The 18,472-nt window shown below is 43.9% G+C and carries 19 protein-coding genes; all 19 read right to left on the bottom strand.

What is annotated here, in order from left to right; all coding sequences use genetic code 11:
- Positions 1 to 6: 6 nt before the first annotated feature.
- A complete protein-coding gene (locus NMM13_RS06990; protein WP_195529150.1) occupies positions 7 to 1,317 on the bottom strand; it encodes a folylpolyglutamate synthase/dihydrofolate synthase family protein in 1,311 nt (436 codons plus the stop codon).
- A complete protein-coding gene (folP, locus tag NMM13_RS06985; RefSeq protein WP_070586317.1) occupies positions 1,318 to 2,268 on the bottom strand; it encodes a dihydropteroate synthase in 951 nt (316 codons plus the stop codon).
- A gap of 162 nt (positions 2,269 to 2,430) precedes the next feature.
- On the bottom strand, positions 2,431 to 3,162 hold the full coding sequence (locus NMM13_RS06980; RefSeq protein WP_195529149.1) for a CPBP family intramembrane glutamic endopeptidase: 732 nt from the start codon (positions 3,160 to 3,162) through the stop codon (positions 2,431 to 2,433).
- A gap of 72 nt (positions 3,163 to 3,234) precedes the next feature.
- A complete protein-coding gene (locus NMM13_RS06975) occupies positions 3,235 to 4,428 on the bottom strand; it encodes an acetate kinase (RefSeq protein ID WP_023919646.1) in 1,194 nt (397 codons plus the stop codon).
- 51 nt (positions 4,429 to 4,479) lie between these two features.
- Positions 4,480 to 5,433 (bottom strand): class I SAM-dependent methyltransferase, encoded by a 954-nt coding sequence (locus tag NMM13_RS06970; RefSeq protein ID WP_155168055.1) that lies wholly within the window; start codon positions 5,431 to 5,433, stop codon positions 4,480 to 4,482.
- A gap of 30 nt (positions 5,434 to 5,463) precedes the next feature.
- Positions 5,464 to 5,931: a competence type IV pilus minor pilin ComGG gene (comGG, locus tag NMM13_RS06965; RefSeq protein WP_229100841.1), complete on the bottom strand. Its 468-nt coding sequence runs from the start codon at positions 5,929 to 5,931 to the stop codon at positions 5,464 to 5,466.
- Positions 5,888 to 6,340 (bottom strand): competence type IV pilus minor pilin ComGF, encoded by a 453-nt coding sequence (gene comGF / locus NMM13_RS06960; protein ID WP_003004681.1) that lies wholly within the window; start codon positions 6,338 to 6,340, stop codon positions 5,888 to 5,890. The genes comGG and comGF overlap by 44 nt, the downstream gene beginning before the upstream one ends.
- Complete coding sequence (comGE, locus tag NMM13_RS06955; RefSeq protein WP_368077075.1) at positions 6,330 to 6,617, bottom strand: competence type IV pilus minor pilin ComGE; 288 nt, start codon at positions 6,615 to 6,617, stop codon at positions 6,330 to 6,332. The genes comGF and comGE overlap by 11 nt, the downstream gene beginning before the upstream one ends.
- Entirely contained in the window at positions 6,583 to 7,017 is a 435-nt protein-coding gene (gene comGD / locus NMM13_RS06950; protein ID WP_173018791.1) for a competence type IV pilus minor pilin ComGD, read from the bottom strand. Before comGD ends, comGE begins: the two co-directional genes overlap by 35 nt.
- Positions 6,977 to 7,294: a competence type IV pilus major pilin ComGC gene (gene comGC / locus NMM13_RS06945; RefSeq protein ID WP_101770912.1), complete on the bottom strand. Its 318-nt coding sequence runs from the start codon at positions 7,292 to 7,294 to the stop codon at positions 6,977 to 6,979. The genes comGD and comGC overlap by 41 nt, the downstream gene beginning before the upstream one ends.
- Positions 7,291 to 8,322: a competence type IV pilus assembly protein ComGB gene (gene comGB, locus NMM13_RS06940; RefSeq protein WP_254728591.1), complete on the bottom strand. Its 1,032-nt coding sequence runs from the start codon at positions 8,320 to 8,322 to the stop codon at positions 7,291 to 7,293. The genes comGC and comGB overlap by 4 nt, the downstream gene beginning before the upstream one ends.
- Positions 8,255 to 9,196 carry a competence type IV pilus ATPase ComGA gene (gene comGA / locus NMM13_RS06935; RefSeq protein WP_254728559.1) on the bottom strand — a complete coding sequence of 314 codons (942 nt, stop codon included), beginning with the start codon at positions 9,194 to 9,196 and terminating at the stop codon, positions 8,255 to 8,257. The genes comGB and comGA overlap by 68 nt, the downstream gene beginning before the upstream one ends.
- Positions 9,197 to 9,283: 87 nt before the next feature.
- Positions 9,284 to 9,673 carry a DUF1033 family protein gene (locus NMM13_RS06930; protein WP_254728593.1) on the bottom strand — a complete coding sequence of 130 codons (390 nt, stop codon included), beginning with the start codon at positions 9,671 to 9,673 and terminating at the stop codon, positions 9,284 to 9,286.
- A gap of 222 nt (positions 9,674 to 9,895) precedes the next feature.
- A complete protein-coding gene (locus tag NMM13_RS06925) occupies positions 9,896 to 10,999 on the bottom strand; it encodes a glycosyl hydrolase family 8 (RefSeq protein ID WP_254728561.1) in 1,104 nt (367 codons plus the stop codon).
- Positions 11,000 to 11,007: 8 nt separating this feature from the next.
- Positions 11,008 to 12,318 carry a glycosyltransferase gene (locus tag NMM13_RS06920; RefSeq protein ID WP_049472878.1) on the bottom strand — a complete coding sequence of 437 codons (1,311 nt, stop codon included), beginning with the start codon at positions 12,316 to 12,318 and terminating at the stop codon, positions 11,008 to 11,010.
- The gene (locus NMM13_RS06915; RefSeq protein WP_003004308.1) at positions 12,311 to 12,451 is read right to left on the bottom strand and encodes a hypothetical protein; all 141 of its coding nucleotides are present in this window, start codon (positions 12,449 to 12,451) and stop codon (positions 12,311 to 12,313) included. The genes NMM13_RS06920 and NMM13_RS06915 overlap by 8 nt, the downstream gene beginning before the upstream one ends.
- Positions 12,452 to 12,460: 9 nt before the next feature.
- Entirely contained in the window at positions 12,461 to 13,249 is a 789-nt protein-coding gene (locus tag NMM13_RS06910) for a hypothetical protein (RefSeq protein ID WP_023919656.1), read from the bottom strand.
- A complete protein-coding gene (gene wecB, locus NMM13_RS06905; RefSeq protein ID WP_195529148.1) occupies positions 13,250 to 14,404 on the bottom strand; it encodes a non-hydrolyzing UDP-N-acetylglucosamine 2-epimerase in 1,155 nt (384 codons plus the stop codon).
- 321 nt (positions 14,405 to 14,725) lie between these two features.
- On the bottom strand, positions 14,726 to 18,379 hold the full coding sequence (gene rpoC / locus NMM13_RS06900; protein ID WP_254728563.1) for a DNA-directed RNA polymerase subunit beta': 3,654 nt from the start codon (positions 18,377 to 18,379) through the stop codon (positions 14,726 to 14,728).
- Positions 18,380 to 18,472: the final 93 nt, after the last annotated feature.

The raw sequence follows: 18,472 nt of genomic DNA, 5'->3' as shown, positions 1-18,472 counted from the left end.
CATCTCCTAGTTGGATTTTTCTGTTTTTAATAAATAAGGTCGTACTTGGCTAAGGAAGTAGAGCGACCCCGTTACAATGAGGAGCTCATCGCCTTCAGCTTGCCAGTTTTGTAGAAACTCTTGCCAGTTGACTTCCTCAAGCTGATGCTTTGTCGCAGCAGCTCTTATCTCTTCTTGAGAATAAGCTCTTGGATCTTCAAAGGTCGTAAGGATCAAGCGACTATTTTCTAGTTCCTGCCACTGAATGAGCATCTCTTCTAAGGCTTTGGTCCGGATGCAGGTAAAAAGAATGGTCTTTTTTTGACTTGAGAAAAGTTCCCGAAGACTTGCGATTAAAGGCACAACGGCGTGGGGGTTATGGGCCCCATCTAGCAAGATCATGGGATTTTTCGAGACCACTTCCATCCGGCCAGGCCAGACGACTTGATGCAAGGTCTCATCCACTAGCTCTCTTGACAAGAGTTCACGCCCTTCTCTTTCAAAAAGTACATCACAGATACTAATCGCAAGAGCTGCATTTCTGGCCTGGTGATGACCTAAGAGCGCTACTTGATAAGAGGCTGTTTCTCTTTTGGAACTGTGATAAGAAAAGGATTGACCCGATATACAAGAGGCTTCTAGCTCGACTTGGTAATCTCTGTCATAGGCTGTTATCGGTGCCTGCTTCTGAATCGCAATGCCTTCAATGACTTGGCTGGCTTCTGCTTCTAATTTCCCTAGAACCAGAGGAATTCCTGGCTTAATGATACCAGCCTTTTCACGGGCGATGGAAGCCAGATCTGGCCCAAGAAGGGCGACATGATCCAAGCCAATCGAAGTGATCGCCGTCAAAACGGGCTGGCAGACATTGGTACTGTCTAGTCGTCCCCCCATACCGACTTCCATGATCACATAATCCAGCTCCTCGTGAGCAAAATAATCATAGGCGATGGCCGTCATCACTTCAAATTCCGTCAAACCTTGAAAGATAGCCCTTGATTGTTCAGCTTGCAGGAGCTGCTGGTAACTATCCAGGTAGGTTTGCAGGTCTTGATCTGAAATGGCTTCGCCATTAATGGTGATTTGGTCATTGTAATGGATCAGATAAGGAGAAGTAAAGACTCCAACGCGTAAACCTGCCTGCCTCAAGAGTTGGGACAAGGTAGCAATGGTAGAGCCTTTGCCATTGGTCCCCGCAACATGAATGACCCGACAGTCTAGGTGAGGATTTCCTCTCAAAGCCAAGAGAGCTTCCATGCGCTCTAAGCCGAAATGTGGATCTTGGGAACGATAGGCTTCTAGCCAACGAAGATCCAACTGATGTTCTTTTGTCTTCATTTACTTGTATTGTTTTAAATTGGTATCTGCTGCCTCTTGGGCTTGGAAAATGGCTTGCCCCAGACTGGCTGCCATCTTGTGAAGGGGAATATCATGCACCCGCACCACTTCGACTCCTTGACTGGCTGCAATACTCGTCAAATGGCTCGAAGCCAGGTCCCGATTCCAAAAACCAGTCTCCGTAGCAGGATCTGTCTCAAATCCAGCTTCCTCAATAATGTTGACCACAAAGCGTTTGCGGGAGACCCCTAGAAAGATCGGATACCCCTTTTGGTGAATCGTCCCAAGTTCTTGTAATAAGAGTAAGTTCTCTCGCTTGGTCAACCCAAATCCGATCCCAGGATCCAGCATGATACGATCCGTCTGGACACCAGCTGCTCTCGCTATCGCAAGCGAGCGGTCAAAGAAGGTCCACATCAAATCTTGAATCGGTTCTTGAGCCATCTGTTGAAGCTCTTGCTCTGAAAAGACTGGTTCGAAACCAAAACGTGGAAAGATAGTGGAACTTGGATGATGCGGTCTTGCCATCACTGGATTAAACATGAGAACTGCGCTCGCTTCATGCTCCGCGACGACAGCAGCCATCTTAGGATCTCCAAGAAAACCCGTAATATCGTTGACAATATCAGCCCCAGCTTCGAGCGCCGCTGCCGCCACCTGGGACTTCCAGGTATCCACTGAAATCAAGACATCACTTTCTTTCCGAATGGCTTTAATCACTGGAACCACGCGGTCAATCTCTTCTTGGATCTCCACATAATGACTTCCTGGTCTGGTTGATTCTCCTCCGATATCGAGGATCTGAGCTCCTTCTTGGATCAGTTTTCTCACCTGCTGCAAGGCTGCATCCACACTCGTATACTTACCGCCATCAGAAAATGAATCCGGAGTGACATTTAAGATCCCACAAAGAAGGGTCCCTTGGCCACTCAGCCATTTATTATCAATCATTTTCGTTCTCCTTTGATTCCCTTCCTACAGCATGATTGCGAACAAAAGAGGCTAGAACAAGTGTTCTAAACCTCTGAGTCTACTCTCCATACGGATTTCTGATTTTTTCTGACCTTCTGTAGGATGGTTCTGCATCAAAACTCATTGGTACCTACCATTTTATCATAATTTATCATGGAAGAAAACTCTCGATACCGGCAATAAACAAAGGAGGAATACAGCTGGATAATAATAAGCCAGCGCATTCAAGGTCATGTGAAGGCAAATGCTATATTCGATCCGCTTGTAGCGATAAGCCACCCAAGTTAAGATCAAGGACATGCCTCCGTAAGCTACCCATTCCCCTAGGGTACTCGGTCCATGCAAGTACGTAAAAAAGAGAGCACCAGCTAGGTAACCGATTGGTTCTGCCCCTCGAAAAATCAAACGAGGGATAATGGCCCGACAGAGTAGCTCTTCTAGAATCGGAGCGACAAGGATCACGATCATACCCATAGCAAGAAAAGGAGCATGAGATTGTAGTTCATTCAGAGCCGCTTGGTTTGCTGTTGTACCACCTGCCTCTTGTTTCAACAAGGGATAGGCGAGCAGGTTATTAGCCATCAATAAGAGAAGAAAAAGAAAATTTCTCCCCAAAGCCGGCCAGGTAATGACCCGAACATCTAAGTTCTCCAGAGGGCTCATCTTGATGACCTTATAAAAAACAAAGAGCACCACCACTGTCACCAAGAGAGTGAGGATAGTGACCCACCTTGCATCCACTCCTTCTTGAAGGGAATAAACCATGGCGATGAGGGGGAATTGTGAGAGAAAGAATAAGGGCACAAAGAGAAGGAGCCAGAGGGCATTCTTACATAATGGGTGCTCTCGAATAAAAGACTGTATGTTTTTCAATGGACAACCTCTTTCTTGTATAAAATAAGAAGACTGGGGCTTTCGCCTCCAGCCTTCTCACTTTATTTCAGTTTACTGATTTTTGAAACGTTCAACGTCACGCGCAATCACCAACTCTTCATCCGTTGGAATCACCAATACCTTCACACGGGAATCATCTGTAGAAATATCTCCGACAACTCCAAAGACGTTCTTTTCAGGGTCGACCTTGCAGCCAAACCAGCTGATTCCATTGATAATAGAAGAACGAACATTTACTGCATTTTCACCGATTCCTGCTGTAAAGATGATGGCATCTGCACCATTCAAGACTGCTAAGTATTGACCGATGTATTTTTGCAAACGATCGATAAAGATATCGTAAGCCAATTTGGCTTTTTCATCTCCATTGTGCATCGCTGTATGGATATCCCGCATGTCACTAGAAGATCCAGAAACACCCAGAAGACCTGATTCACGATTGAGGATACGGCTAATATCTTCAGGCTTATTGAAATCCTCTGTATGCTCCATCAAGTAAGGAATAATCGCTGGATCGAGATCCCCTGTACGGGTTCCCATCATGACTCCACCTAGAGGGGTGAAGCCCATTGAGGTATCCACAGAGATTCCCTTGTCAACCGCTGTAACAGATACACCATTTCCAACGTGGCAGGTGATCAATTTCAATTCTTCTAATGGTTTTCCAAGAAGTTTAGCAGCTTCACCAGCTACATACTGATGACTGGTTCCATGAGCGCCGTACTTACGGACCTTATTTTCTGTGTAATATTTAGTTGGAAGAGGGTAACGATAAGCTTTTTCCGGCATGGTTGTATGGAAAGAAGTATCAAATACCACAACACTGGTAATATTTGGACAAATCTCTCTAAAGGCACGAATTCCGGCTGCATTTGCAGGATTATGAAGAGGTGCTAACAAAGACAATTCTTCTACTTTTCGAAGGACTTCGTCATCTACCAAGGCAGAATCCTTGAAGTATTCTCCACCAGCAACGACACGGTGACCCACACCTGTAATCTCATCGTAGGATTTGATAATATCAAAGCGAATCAAATCATCCAACAAAATTTTTACAGCTTGTGTATGGTCCTGGATATCTAATACTTGTTTTTCAGAGCGTCCATCAAATTTAACGGTTGAAATAGAATCCTTCAAACCGATCCGTTCAATCAACCCTTTTGCAAGAACAGTTTCCTCTGGCATTTGGTACAATTGCCATTTCAAACTAGAGCTTCCTGCATTAATAGAAATTGTTTTCGACATATATTCACCTCATTAAGCGTTTTCACTTCCTCTATTATATCAGATCTTTGATCAAATTTCACTATCCTTTAACCAGTTTTGGAAACTTTCCATAAAGTGAACCACCTGGTCTTGATCCTGGAGATCGGTAAACGGATAGACAAAGGGCTGAACAGACTCTTCTTCTTGTTTTCGTAGGACGAAAATCGTCTTAGCATAGGCGGGATTTGAAAAAAGAGATTCTGGCAAGGTCAGCATGGCAAGGATTTGAGCCTTGTCTGTTAGCCAAGCTTTCAACAGATCACTCTGAGGGCTCGTCAAGAGGTTATTTGGAGCCAAAAAGATGGCTACTCCTTGAGGTTTCAGGTATTTCAGAGCCTGTTCCATCATGAGGTGATGAGCATAGGTATGGCCTTCGGAGCTCGCCACCTGATAGCGCTGTGCAATCGCATCATCTGGATAATAGCCAATCGGTAAGTCGCTAACGATCAAGTCACTTTCTTTCAACACTTGTGGACGCACCGCGTCGCCTTGTGCAAAGACAACGCTAGACTCCATCACATCTGCGATACTAGCAGATAGATCAATCAAGAGATCATCCACTTCCAATCCTAAGTAATCAATCGTGAGGCGGCTATTGTTGACAATGGTCTCAGCGAGATTTCCGGTTCCACTTCCCACTTCTAAGACATCCAATTGGTCGCCTTTGGCCAACTGATCGATCAAAAATGTAATGATAAAACCAATCGCATCTGGTGTGAACTGGTGATTCGCTTGTAAAGGTTCTGTCTGAGCAGCTTTCATAAAAAGGAATTGGTAGGCTCTGCGCCATTCTTCCTTACTTAAACCTAGTTCTTTTAATTTTTTGCTATTGTTTTTAACGATGTCTAGATCCGTCTTGCCATCCAAATACATGGCATTCTGTTCAATTAAGGCGTCATAAAAGTTAGTCGACAATTCATTTTGAATACTTTGAGTGTTTTCTAATAGATAGGTATAGGCTTGTTCAATTTTTTCGAAATTCATGATTTCCTCCGCACCCTATCATACCAAAAATTAGTCTTTTTCGCTATTTTCTGATGGTTCCTTGGTCTCGTTTAGCGTCTCTTCAGAAGGCGTTTCGCTCCCTGCCTTCTCCTTATCTTTCTGTGTCTTCTTCTTTTCTTTTTGGCTCTTCTTACTTTCTTTTTCTTCCCTTACTGGAAGGACAAACTCATAGCTTTCGCCATCCATCTCAGCCTGGGCATGAAGAAAACCAGTATCCTTCTTTAGCTGAACGGTTCCAGATTTTAAATGAATCTCTGATGTCTTCTCATCACTCTTTCTCTTTTCAAGAGCCATTTGCACCAAAGCATAGGCCCGAAGGCGATCTTGACTCGTCTTTAAGATCCGTCTTTCCGCAACCTGACGGTGCAGGTAAAACTGAAGCAAGAGACTAAAAATCGCTGCCATCAAGAGAGCGTAAAGCAAGACACCAGCCTTAACTTTTTTCATTTTGTATCGCTGGTACCACATGGTAGACATACTCCCTTTCTAGACCATCTTCAAAATTCAACCGCAGATGAAGCGACTCTCCCTCCTGCCAAATCTGACTAGAGTGAACCCCTGAAATCATAGGCTGATAGCCCCTGCCCTTATCATCTGTTTTTCGGATATCATCCCCTTTCGATTGACCAATGGCAATTGGTTTTTGATCCTGAACCAAGTAGATATGATTGTCCGCTACTTTTTCAAAATGACTCCGATCCAATTCCACCTGCAATTGTTGCTGAAAAAGTATCCATTCTTCCTGCTTTTGATGTGCCTGGTAGTCCAATTCAGCATGCAGGAGCTTGGTCAAGCCTTGAAAGACCAACACTCCCCCACTGAGCACCAAGAGAGCGACCAAGGCTTCGAGCAGGGTAAAGGCCTTGACCTTTCCGTTATTCCACATGCAGTACCACCTTCCCTTGATGATAGACCGTGAGTTGATCGGCATCTTTTTCGACTTGAACCTGAATACCATTGGCCTCCAGATGATTTTGCCCTGTCTGAAGCGCCATTTGAGCGACAGATATGACCTCTACCTCTTTGAAATCCGCTAGTCGCTCCTTGCGCGAACGCCGGATCTCCCCTAACAATAAGGTCGTAATCATGGCAAATAAACCCAAGGCAACTAAGGATTCTATAAGAATACTAGCGGGAACGGATGCTTTTTTTAATTTTCCCATTTCCAAGCGACAGTTGATAGGTCACCACTCCTCTCTGTGTCTGAAAGTGAACATTGGCCAGGGATGAATTGCCACCTGCACGGTCTAAACGAATAGTTTTAGGATCTTGCAAAATGACAGAATCAGGAATCTCCACCGTCTGGTAGGGCGTTTGAATCTTCCTTGCAGTCACTTCAACATCCAATTCCGTTTGCCTTGCCAAGGCTATCTTTTGGCTTTCTTGATAGAGGTGTTCAAACTCTGCAAAAAATACTTTTTCTTCCACCTGCTGAAAGCTCGTCCTGATCGATCCCGATAAGCCCAGATAGATAAAACTGACGATCATCAAGGTCAGAAGGGTCTCCACCAAGGTGAAGGCCTTAATCTGCAACCGCACGAGTTTCTCCACTATTTTTCGCATAATAGGCACGATAAGATTCTGCTTGTTTGTTGGTAATATTTCCATCCGCAATCAGCTTTGCTAGAGTGGCTTGGTCATTGGTATGATTGAGCTCGTACAATTCAGCCTGGCTTTCGACCACCTTCACAACCGCTGCATTTCCTGTCTCTTTCACGGAGTCTTTTTGCTTGGTCAAATTCGGCACAAAGAGCAATAAGAGCACACTGATGATCAATAAGACCACCAACATTTCAATAAGTGTAAAGGCTTTAACCTTATAGGTTTTTAATTTTTTCATAAATGAACCTCCATATTTTGATAAATCGGCAGCAACATGGCTGCATAGAGTAAGACAATCACAAGAGCTACAAAGACAAACACCAAGGGTTGTATCACATTCATGGCCTTGTGAACCCGACGAAAGAAATCTTCCCATGTTTTTTCAGCATAGATCTCTAGTTCACTTCCGAGCTTTGATTTGACTTCACCATATTCAATCATAAGGGGCAATTCTTTTTTGAAAAAAGGATACCCCCTGACCGTCTCTGAAAAGGACTGGCCACGGTCTAAAGAAAGAGCTAAGTCCCTTCCAATTTCTTGAAAAAGCTGGGATTTTTGGTCCTGCATCATGGAAAAAATCTGAGACAACTCCAATCCTTGCCCAATCAGATTGCCCCATTCTCTGGCATAATAGGCTGTCAAATAAGCTTGAATCATGCCTTTTCCGAAAGGCAGATGAGACAAGGTTCTAAAAACGTTGATCTTGCCTGACTTTCGATAATAGAGAAAGCCGAGTAAGAAGAAGGTCACCAGTCCCGCTCCTAAGACCAAAAAGAGTTGGGGGAAGGAACTGATCAATTGCGTCCCAATATTTTGAGCATCCATTTGAGGAAGCAAGTAATTGCGCAAGCCTAGCATAATCAGAACTAAAAATCCAAGCAAGATAAGAGGATAAGTGCTCACCTCAATCAGCTTTTTCTTGACCTTGCGCATGTTTTCTAGGTAAGCACTGATTTTCTCCAAGCTCAATGCAAGATTGCCATGGAGTTCAGCGAGAGACAGCTGTGTCGTCACTGCATCTGAAAAACCGATCCCCGCCATCATCTCTGAAAAACTCCGCCCCCGCGAGAGATCCTCTCGCATCTGGGAAACCAAACGACTCTCCACTAGGTGAGAGCGATCCAGAAAATCGACAATCTCAGATAGGTGAAAACCACTCGAATAAAGATTCAAAAACAATTCGATGATTTGCTTTTGTTTAGCGGTAGATAATTTTTTCGGCTTGGGCCTGAGCCAGCTGGATATATCCCGATTGAGCCAAGAGATCCATTTGTTGGTTCCAGCGGCTGGCTGAGTGCTCTTGGTAGTTTTCCGTCGCAAAATCGACCACACCTCCTCCTGCAATTAATCGTTGGTAGCAAATACCTTGTAAAACAATCTTGAGTTCTTCCTCACTCACTCCAAGTTCTAAGAGCCTCTCATAAACACCTCGAACGCTCTTGGCATGAATAGTAGAGAAGACGGTGACTCCTGTCAAACTAGCTCGTACGACTGCACGAGCTGTTTCCTTATCTCGGATCTCTCCAATAATGAGAAGGTCCGGCCGATGGCGTAAGGAGAGTTTGATCAGGTTGTCATAGGTCATGCCGATCTGGTCATTCAGCTGAAGCTGAAGCATATTATCCTGCTTGATCTCGACAGGATCTTCAATAGACATGACTTGCTGGTCCGCAAAGCGCTCTTGCGCTAAAGCATGCATGAGAGTGGTCTTTCCCGAGCCAACGGGGCCCGCAAAAAGATAAAGCCCACGACCAGCCAATTTCTTCTGCAAGTCCGGCAACTGGTCAAACCAAAACCGCAATTCACGTTCCTCATCATGCAAGAGCCGAATGACCAAGCTTTCATAGCCACGATAATCCCCCACCGTCGACAAGCGAATCGAGACCACTCCATTCTCCAAAGGGTAATCACACGATCCTAGCTGGCTGCGCCTTTTTTCTCCCACATTCATCCCTGCTACAAATTTGAAGTGGCTGATAATAGCCGTCATGTCCTCAAAAGGGAAGGACTGCACAAAGCGCCTCTCGTCTCCCACCCTCATAAAAACTTGGTACTCCTCCTTCCGAGGAATGAAGTAAAGATCCTGAGCTTCTTCCTTTTTCCCCATGCGGATCAATTTTTTTGCAATTTCTTGAACCATAGTTCCTCCTCTCACTTATACTATTCGAAAAAGAAGACAAAAAAAGAAGACTTTCTAGATCGCTCTAAAAAATCTTCCGAATGTCTCTTATGACAGGGTTGTCCCCTTTTTTGAATCGAGTGTATATTGACAAGAACGGTGCTTGCGACTGCCTTTTTCCTTTTCGTAGCCTGGGCGGAGCTTACTTTTAGGGATCTTGTGCTCGTCTTCTAGGAGGACAATCGAATGGAAAAACTGCACATCTTCACTGCAGTCCTCACACCACTCTTGCTCCTTGGTATCCCAAAAGATCGTCATGAGGTCACTCCGACTCTTATAACTTGGAAAGTGCTCATTTAACTCCAACCATTTCTGCTTGTAGTATTTCAAAGCCTGGTAATAGTCTTCGAACTTCCGACTACTCACGATATCATCTTCCCAACCTTCTAAAAACCACCAGGGTTCACAGTCCCCGTACATTTCAATCACTCGATACATAAACTCTTCCATCCTTTGTATCCTCTATTATATAGAAAATCCTTTGAGAATAAAAGTTTTCTGCTCAGAGCATGATTTTTCAGGTAGTTTCCAGGCAATTTTCACCATTATTTTTCGAAAATAGACTGCCTAATTGCTATTGGGTCCTTTTTTCGAGAATCAAAAGAAGAGAATCCCAACAAAATGGCGAGCCATCTTGGGGAACTCTCTCTTCTCAAGTATTTAGAACAATTCAAGTGCAATCATGGTTGTCATGGTTGCATCGTAATAGTTGTTCAGAGGTAGATCTTGTGTAAAGATATACTTGTTCTGTTGCACCAACTTCAAATAGCCTTTTTCATGTTCAGAGGCATAGACAATCGGTGCCAAAAAACTTGCTGCCTGATGATTGTTCAAGGCCTTCCCTTTCAAGTCATAACCTGCATACAGGTTTCTTTGACTCTTGAAAAAGTTAAGCATCTTTTTCACCAATTTTTGACTGGCTGCGTCCTTACTTTGAACAAGGTTGTATGGAAGGCGACAAGCGTTATACGAGTAGGCACCATCATACTTGGATTCAATCGTCTTTGGATCCGCTACGCGCGTTCCTTGCTCATCTACCCAGATGAAATCAGGTAGTAAACCAGTTTTTGTTTGGGAGCTGATTGTTTGGAGTTGCTGCAACATCTTTTCTTTGATATCCAACCACTTCGAATCTTTTGTCACTTCATAAAAGATCTGGAATTGCGCTGGCAGTGTATCAGACGTCCGCATCAAATGATAAAATTCCGAGTCCTGATTGGCCCAATTCCCCACCGTTAACACACCAGTTTCTTCATTGTAGTTGTGTGCGAGAATATCTTCTAAAATCGCTTTGGCTTGAGCCTGGTAGTCTTTAGCTTGCTTTGGCCATTGCTGAGCGGCTTTTAGAAGAGCATAGGCGATGTAGAGGTCTCCATCTGTGGCGTTATGATCCTCATCTTTTGCTTTCCCATTGCTGATGGTTTGTTTCCAAGACATCAATTGGGTACCTTCTAAGCGATGATTTAGATAATAGTGATAGAGTCGGTCAAAGTCTGCTTGTTGGGCTTGTCCTTTTTCGGCAGCTGCAACAGTAATGAGCATTCCATAACTTTGCGCCTCGGATAACACTACCGTTTGATTGCTATCATTGGTGGTTCGAACATAGGATTCTTTCCCTTTTGAAACAACAAAATGCTCATTCCACTGACGATAAATTCGATTTCGCATCTCCACTTTACTTCTCGTTCTCGCTAAAAACAAGGTCAAACAGAAAATGCAAAGGATGACTAGAAACCATACATATCTCATCTTTTTCGTATTCATAATCTCTCCTATCCTGCGAATCGTTTTGTTTTAACCCATTTGGTTTCTTTCCGGTGCAATAGTTTATCCATCACAATCGAAGAGATGGCATCAATCGACACAATGATAAACAGTTGAGAATAGGTGAAATAGGCAGCCAAAGCCAACCAAATTTGCTTGGTAGTGGCTTGACCAAATTGTGAGGCAAGAGCCACATTAATCTGAAGCAGATAAAGTCCAATCATCAAGACCCAATTGAACAACATCAATTGCGCAATATAGATATTTTCTGAATCAAAGGCAAATGGAATTTGCACACCTGGCACCACTGTATGGATACACATGGCCAGAATATTGGCAAAAAAGATCAAGTCCGATAAGACGATGGCTGCGTTAAACCAGAAGAAGACACAGGAATAGTTGGTCACTTCTAACTTCACGCGCCAATTTCCCTTACCAAATAAATGCTTGAAGTTGGAAAGAACCACTTCATAATTCCCTTTGGCCCAACGTTTCCGTTGCATATAGTAACTCTTCAGAGTTTCTGGCTCTTGTTGAAAGGCTTCTGAATTATAGGCTAGCGCAATCAACTTCCCACTTTGCATAATCTTGAAGGAAATATCCGTATCCTCAGTCAAGGCACCGTTTTTCCATCCTCCAATACTCTTGACGAATTCGGTTTGAATAATGAAGTTAGTTCCTGGAATCCGTCCAATCTTAAAGAGATGCCACATGCCCACATGATGAACCCGTTGGGTAACGACAATTTCTTGGTTGATACAGCGGGTCAAGAAGTTTTGATTGGCATTCCGTGTTTTATTGCGACCGAAAGAAGCTACATGACGTTCTGGATCTTTGAGCACTTCTTTCACAAGGAAATAAAGAGCATTCTTTTCAGGCATGGCATCTGCATCATAGACGCAGATATAGTCTCCAGTCGCCATCGCCAAAGCGTCATTTAGCACACCGGCTTTCCCACCTGTCCCACTTCGATTGATAATGGTCAAATCACGTCCTGCATACTCTGGCAATGCTTTAACCGCCAAACACTCTTCATAGGTGCGATCGGAACAATTATCCGCAAAGAGCAGTAATTCTACACGATCATGTGGGTAGTTCATATCAAGGATCGCTTTGGCTGTTTGTGCAATAACCACATCCTCATTATGGGCGGGTACGACAATGGTCACTTTTGGATAATAAGGAAGCGGATCCGTATTAACACGAAAATCACTGTGTTTAAACCAAAAATGAACGGCTGAAAAGAGGATTACTAAGCCCCAGGCTAAGGATAACCAGATCGAAATCAAGGCAATAATCATCACAATTTGACTAATCATGGTCCACCGCCTTAAAGTTTTTATTGACACGGCGGTAAATCACCGTATAAGCTACAAATAATACAATAAAGCACAAGGCAAAAAATACACTGATGCCTACAGCTATATTAAAAAATATATTTGTAAGAGACATGTTTTCCTCCTAATATTCCACAATAATATCTGTTTCAAGTTGACGTTTTAAGTAACGAATCATTTCTTTATAGCGATGGTATTTGGTTCGATTGGATTGATCCACTACAAGAAATCCTGACTGAAATTGGATGCCCTGAACCCCATCTTCTCCTTGGAAAACCAGTCCTTCCAACTGTGGTTTTAAGACCGTCATATAATCGCTCTTCAGATCCCGCTCGCTATCAGAAGATAAGATCAAGAAATTACCGTCTGATACATAATACAAGCTTTCATTTGGCTTTAGATGATGCGTTAACAAATAGTTGATTTGGTTCAAGGTCCGATTGTACTCTCTCGGTTGCAATTGGAAGAACAATTCCTCATGCGACCAGTGAATGAGTAAGGCCTGAATCGTATCATTGGTTTGTCCGCCATAAGAAGCGATGCGGTTGCGGTAATCTGCGTAAGCTTCTGGCTCTTGATCCTTCACTTTTGCAATCTCTTTAAAGAGGTGATAGCGAATTCGGGTCAAGATTCCAATCAAGATCGGAAAACTAAAGAGCAAGAGCAAGGCTTGATGAAATGGGATATAGACAACACCCGCCACCAAAAAGACAATCCCAAGGGCAAATGACAACAGGATGGTCCATGTCAACAATAAATCCGATAAGACAATAGCAGAAAATAATCCTAAAACAAAGAACAATCCTTCTTCAATCAGAATCTCTCTTGCAAAAAACAAGCAGTAAAGTAAAAGAAGTACTTCGAAAACAATCAAAATCAGCAACCATCTACTTAACTTTTCCGTTTTTTTCATTTATTCTTTCTCTCCCTCATGAAATTCTTCAGCAACCTCTCCCTGGCCAAAGTAATGTTTAATGGCTTGTACGATTCGCTCAGAAGCTTTTCCATCCCCATAAGGATTTCGGGCATTTGCCATTTGAAGATACAGGCTTTCGTTGGTTAAGAGCTCTGTCATCGTCGTTTTGACGACGGCAGGATCCGTTCCAACTAATTTCAAAGTTCCCGCTTTGACCCCTTCTGGGCGTTCCGTTGTATCGCGTAATACCAATACCGGTTTCCCTAATGATGGCGCCTCCTCTTGCACCCCACCTGAATCCGACATGATAAAGTAACTTCTCGAAGCTAAGTTGTGGAAATCTAGCACATCTAGAGGCTCAATGAGGTGGATCCGATCATGATCTCCTAATAGATCGTTTGCCGCCTCTTGGACCGCTGGACTAAGATGCACTGGGTAAACCACTTCAATAGTCGGTTCTTGATCCACCATTTCTCTCAGAGCTCCAAAGACCGCTCGCATGGGTTGGCCTTGATTTTCTCTTCGATGCATGGTGACCAGGATGACTTTTTTATCTGGATCCAATTGATCTAACACTTCGTGGTGATAGTCCTCTTGAACCGTGAGTTTCAACGCGTCAATGGCAGTATTTCCCGTCACTACAATAGAGGATTCCGGATGATTTTCTTTTAAGAGATTGGCCTTACTTTCGCCTGTCGGCGCAAAATACAGATCCGCTAAATCATCCGTCATTTGACGGTTCATCTCTTCAGGATACGGTGAATATTTATCAAAGGTTCTCAAACCAGCTTCGACGTGACCAATGCGGACTTGATTGTAAAAGGCAACCAGACTCGCCGCAAAGGTGGTTGTCGTATCTCCATGGACGAGCACCATATCCGGCTTTTCTTTTTTGATAACTGGATCTAATTGATTCAGAATTTTAGAGGTAATGTCCAATAAGGTCTGGCTTTTTCCCATAATATCCAAATCGTAATCAGGTACGATGTTAAAGGTTTCTAAGACCTGGTCCAGCATTTGACGGTGCTGGGCAGTGACCACTGTGATGGTCTCAATAACCTCCTTTTGTTTTTGCAACTCCAATACCAAAGGGGCCATTTTGATGGCCTCCGGTCGGGTTCCAAACACAACCATAATTTTCAATTTTCCCATAAACTTCTCCCGTTGACATGCATGTAATTCAACATTTTTTTAATTTGTGTACATCTTTTTTCATTCTACCGCCAATGACTTTAATTGTCAAACCGATTTTTGGTTTTATAAAGAAATTACTAATAGTTAGTCATTTTATTATTTTGACGTTTAGAATACATATCCATATAATCACTAATTGTAAGTATTTACAGCACGACTTTTACCGGGCTAATATTTTTGGTAAAAAAATAATTCAATAATTATACAATTATTTTTCAAATAATAAATTTTTATAATTTTTTCAAAAAAAGCCGGAACTTGTAGTTCCGACTTATTTTCTTATTCTTCTACGACTTCAGCTGTTTGAACTTCATCGACTGTTCCATCTGTTAATGGCACTTCTTCGATAATTTCAACTTCATTAATCGCTTGTGGTTCCAAATTGCGGTAACGAGCCATACCTGTACCAGCAGGAATAATCTTACCAATGATAACATTTTCCTTAAGTCCAAGGAGATGGTCTTTCTTACCACGGATCGCTGCGTCAGTAAGAACACGAGTGGTTTCTTGGAAGGAAGCAGCTGACAAGAAACTGTTGGTTTCAAGAGAGGCTTTGGTGATTCCCATAAGGACTGGACGAGCAGTCGCAGGAACTCCACCAGAGATAAGGACATCCTTATTAGCATCTGTAAAGTCTGTAATGTCCATAAGCGTACCCATGAGAAGATCTGTATCTCCTGGATCCATGACACGTACTTTACGGATCATTTGACGAACCATTACCTCAATGTGTTTGTCGCCGATTTCTACCCCTTGGCTACGGTATACTTTTTGTACTTCCGCAAGAAGGTAAGTTTCAACCGACAAGACATCACGAACGGCAAGGAGACGTTTCGGTTGGATAGACCCTTCTGTCAGAGCCGCACCACGAGAGACTTGATCTCCTACTTCGACTTTCATGCGGGCAGTGTAAGGGACAACGTATTCACCCTCACCAGTTGCTCCGCTAACAAAGACTTTCTTGGTCCGTGTAGAAGCATCTTCTTCAATGGCTGTGACTTCCCCTTTGACCTCAGTGATGACCGCTTCCCCTTTTGGATTGCGGGCTTCAAAGATTTCTTGGACACGAGGAAGACCTTGAGTGATATCGGTATTTGAGGCAACCCCACCCGTGTGGAAGGTACGCATGGTCAACTGTGTACCAGGTTCCCCGATAGATTGGGCAGCGATGGTTCCGACTGCTTCACCCACTTCAACCGCATCACCAGTCGCCAAGTTGATACCATAACAGTGACGGCAGACACCATGGCGGGTGTTACATGTAAAGACAGAGCGGATAGTGACTTCTTCCACACCAGCATTAACAATTTCACGTGCTAGGTCTTCTGAGATCAAGGTATCTGGACCAACGATGACTTCACCTGTTTCAGGATGTTTAACAGATTTCTTGGTATAACGACCAGTCAAGCGTTCTTCAAGTGGCTCGATCATTTCCTTGCCATCAGTAATGGCACGGATCACAAGTCCACGGTCTGTTCCACAGTCATCTTCACGGATAATGACGTCTTGGGCCACGTCAACCAAACGACGAGTCAAGTAACCTGAGTCGGCGGTCTTCAAGGCCGTATCGGTCATCCCTTTACGGGCACCGTGAGTTGAGAAGAACATTTCGAGTACTGACAAACCTTCGCGGAAGTTTGACAGGATTGGCAATTCCATGATCCGTCCGTTTGGAGCGGCCATCAAACCACGCATACCAGCAAGTTGCGAGAAGTTTGAGATGTTACCACGGGCTCCAGAGTCCATCATCATAACGATTGGGTTCTTCGGATCTTGGTTATCCACCAAGCGTTTTTCCAATTTCTCACGGGCTGCACGCCATTCAGCTGTAACAGCATTGTAGCGTTCGTCATCCGTGATCAAACCACGACGGAATTGTTTCGTGATCTGTTCCACACGTTTGTGAGATTCTTCAATAATTTCTGCCTTATCTTCAACGACCGGAATATCGGCAATCCCCACTGTCAAACCAGCAAGGGTTGAATGATGGTAACCTAAGTCTTTCAAGCGGTCCAAGAAAGCAGACGTTTCAGTTGTACGGAAACGTTTGAAGATTTCGGCGATGATATTTCCAAGATTCTTCTTCTTGAAAGGAACGTTTAATTCCAATTTCTCAATCGCTGATTTGGCATCTTGACCAGGCTCCAAGAAGTACTTAGCTGGAACACCTTCTGTCAAGTTGGCATTATTAGGCTCTTGAAGGTATGGAAGCTCTGCAGGCATGATATCGTTAAAGAGAATCTTACCAACAGTTGTCAAGAGAATCTTGTGTTGTTGTGCTTCTGTCCATGGTTTGTTCAAGCTATCCGTCGCAATTCCGACACGTGTATGCAAGTGAACATAGCCATTGCGAAGAGCCATCACGGCTTCATCACGGTCTTTAAAGACCATGCCTTCGCCTTCACGACCAGCTTCTTCCATAGTGAGGTAGTAGTTCCCCAATACCATATCCTGAGATGGCGTAACGACTGGTTTACCATCTTTAGGGTTCAAGATATGCTCAGCAGCCAACATCAAGATACGAGCTTCTGCTTGAGCTTCTTCTGAAAGCGGTACGTGGATGGCCATTTGGTCTCCATCGAAGTCGGCATTGTAGGCTTCACAGACAAGGGGGTGCAGGCGAAGGGCTTTCCCGTCAATCAAGACAGGTTCAAAGGCTTGGATCCCCAAACGGTGAAGGGTCGGTGCGCGGTTCAAGAGAACTGGGTGTTCTTTGATGACTTCTTCTAGGATATCCCAGATACGCTCATCTCCACGTTCTACCAAGCGTTTAGCCGCTTTAACGTTTTGTACGATATCACGCGCAACGATTTCACGCATGACAAATGGTTTGAAGAGCTCGATGGCCATTTCACGTGGCACACCACATTGGTACATCTTAAGAGTTGGACCAACGGCGATAACGGAACGTCCTGAGAAGTCCACCCGTTTACCGAGCAAGTTTTGACGGAAGCGTCCTTGTTTCCCTTTGAGCATGTGGCTCAATGATTTGAGTGGGCGACTACCTGGTCCTGTGATTGGACGACCACGACGACCATTGTCAATCAAAGCGTCAACCGCTTCTTGGAGCATCCGTTTTTCGTTTTGCACGATAATCCCAGGAGCATTCAACTCAAGCAAACGAGCCAAACGGTTGTTCCGGTTGATCACACGACGGTAAAGGTCGTTCAAGTCAGAGGCAGCAAAACGCCCACCATCCAATTGGACCATCGGACGAAGATCTGGTGGAATAACGGGAAGGATGTTGAGGACCATCCATTCTGGCTTGTTGCCAGATTTGTAGAAGGCGTCCAAGACATCCAAACGACGCACAGCCTTCACACGTTTTTGACCAGTTGCAGTCTTCAATTCTTCTTTCAAGAGAGCAATTTCAGCTTCCAGATCCACTTGTTTCAAGAGGTCTTGGATGGCTTCTGCACCCATCTTAGCTACAAAGGAACCTGGTCCGTATTCACGCAAGCGTTCACGGTATTCACGTTCTGTCATGATGGATTTGTGCTCAAGTGGAGTATCTTTTGGATCGATCACCACATAAGCTGCGAAGTAGATGACTTCTTCAAGGGCACGAGGACTCATATCCAAGGTCAATCCCATACGAGAAGGGATTCCTTTGAAGTACCAAATGTGTGATACAGGTGCTTTCAACTCGATATGCCCCATGCGTTCACGACGAACTTTCGCACGTGTTACTTCAACCCCACAGCGGTCACAAACGATCCCTTTGTAACGGATTCGTTTGTATTTCCCACACGCACATTCCCAGTCTTTTGTAGGTCCAAAGATGACTTCATCAAAGAGACCTTCGCGTTCTGGTTTCAATGTACGGTAGTTGATTGTTTCAGGTTTCTTGACCTCTCCATAAGACCATGAACGGACCTTGCTTGGAGAAGCTAGGGTGATTTGCATACTTTTAAAACGATTTACATCAACCACTATTTCTTACCTTTCCTTGTTTTCATACTTGTTTTATTTGGATACAGCTTAGGTGGAGGAAGAAAGGAAACTTTCTGCCACCTCCTTGTGTCT

This window comes from Streptococcus sp. CF8_St5-11, from assembly GCF_024295625.1.
Lineage (GTDB): Bacteria > Bacillota > Bacilli > Lactobacillales > Streptococcaceae > Streptococcus.
This window is presented reverse-complemented; position numbering and strand designations above follow the sequence as displayed.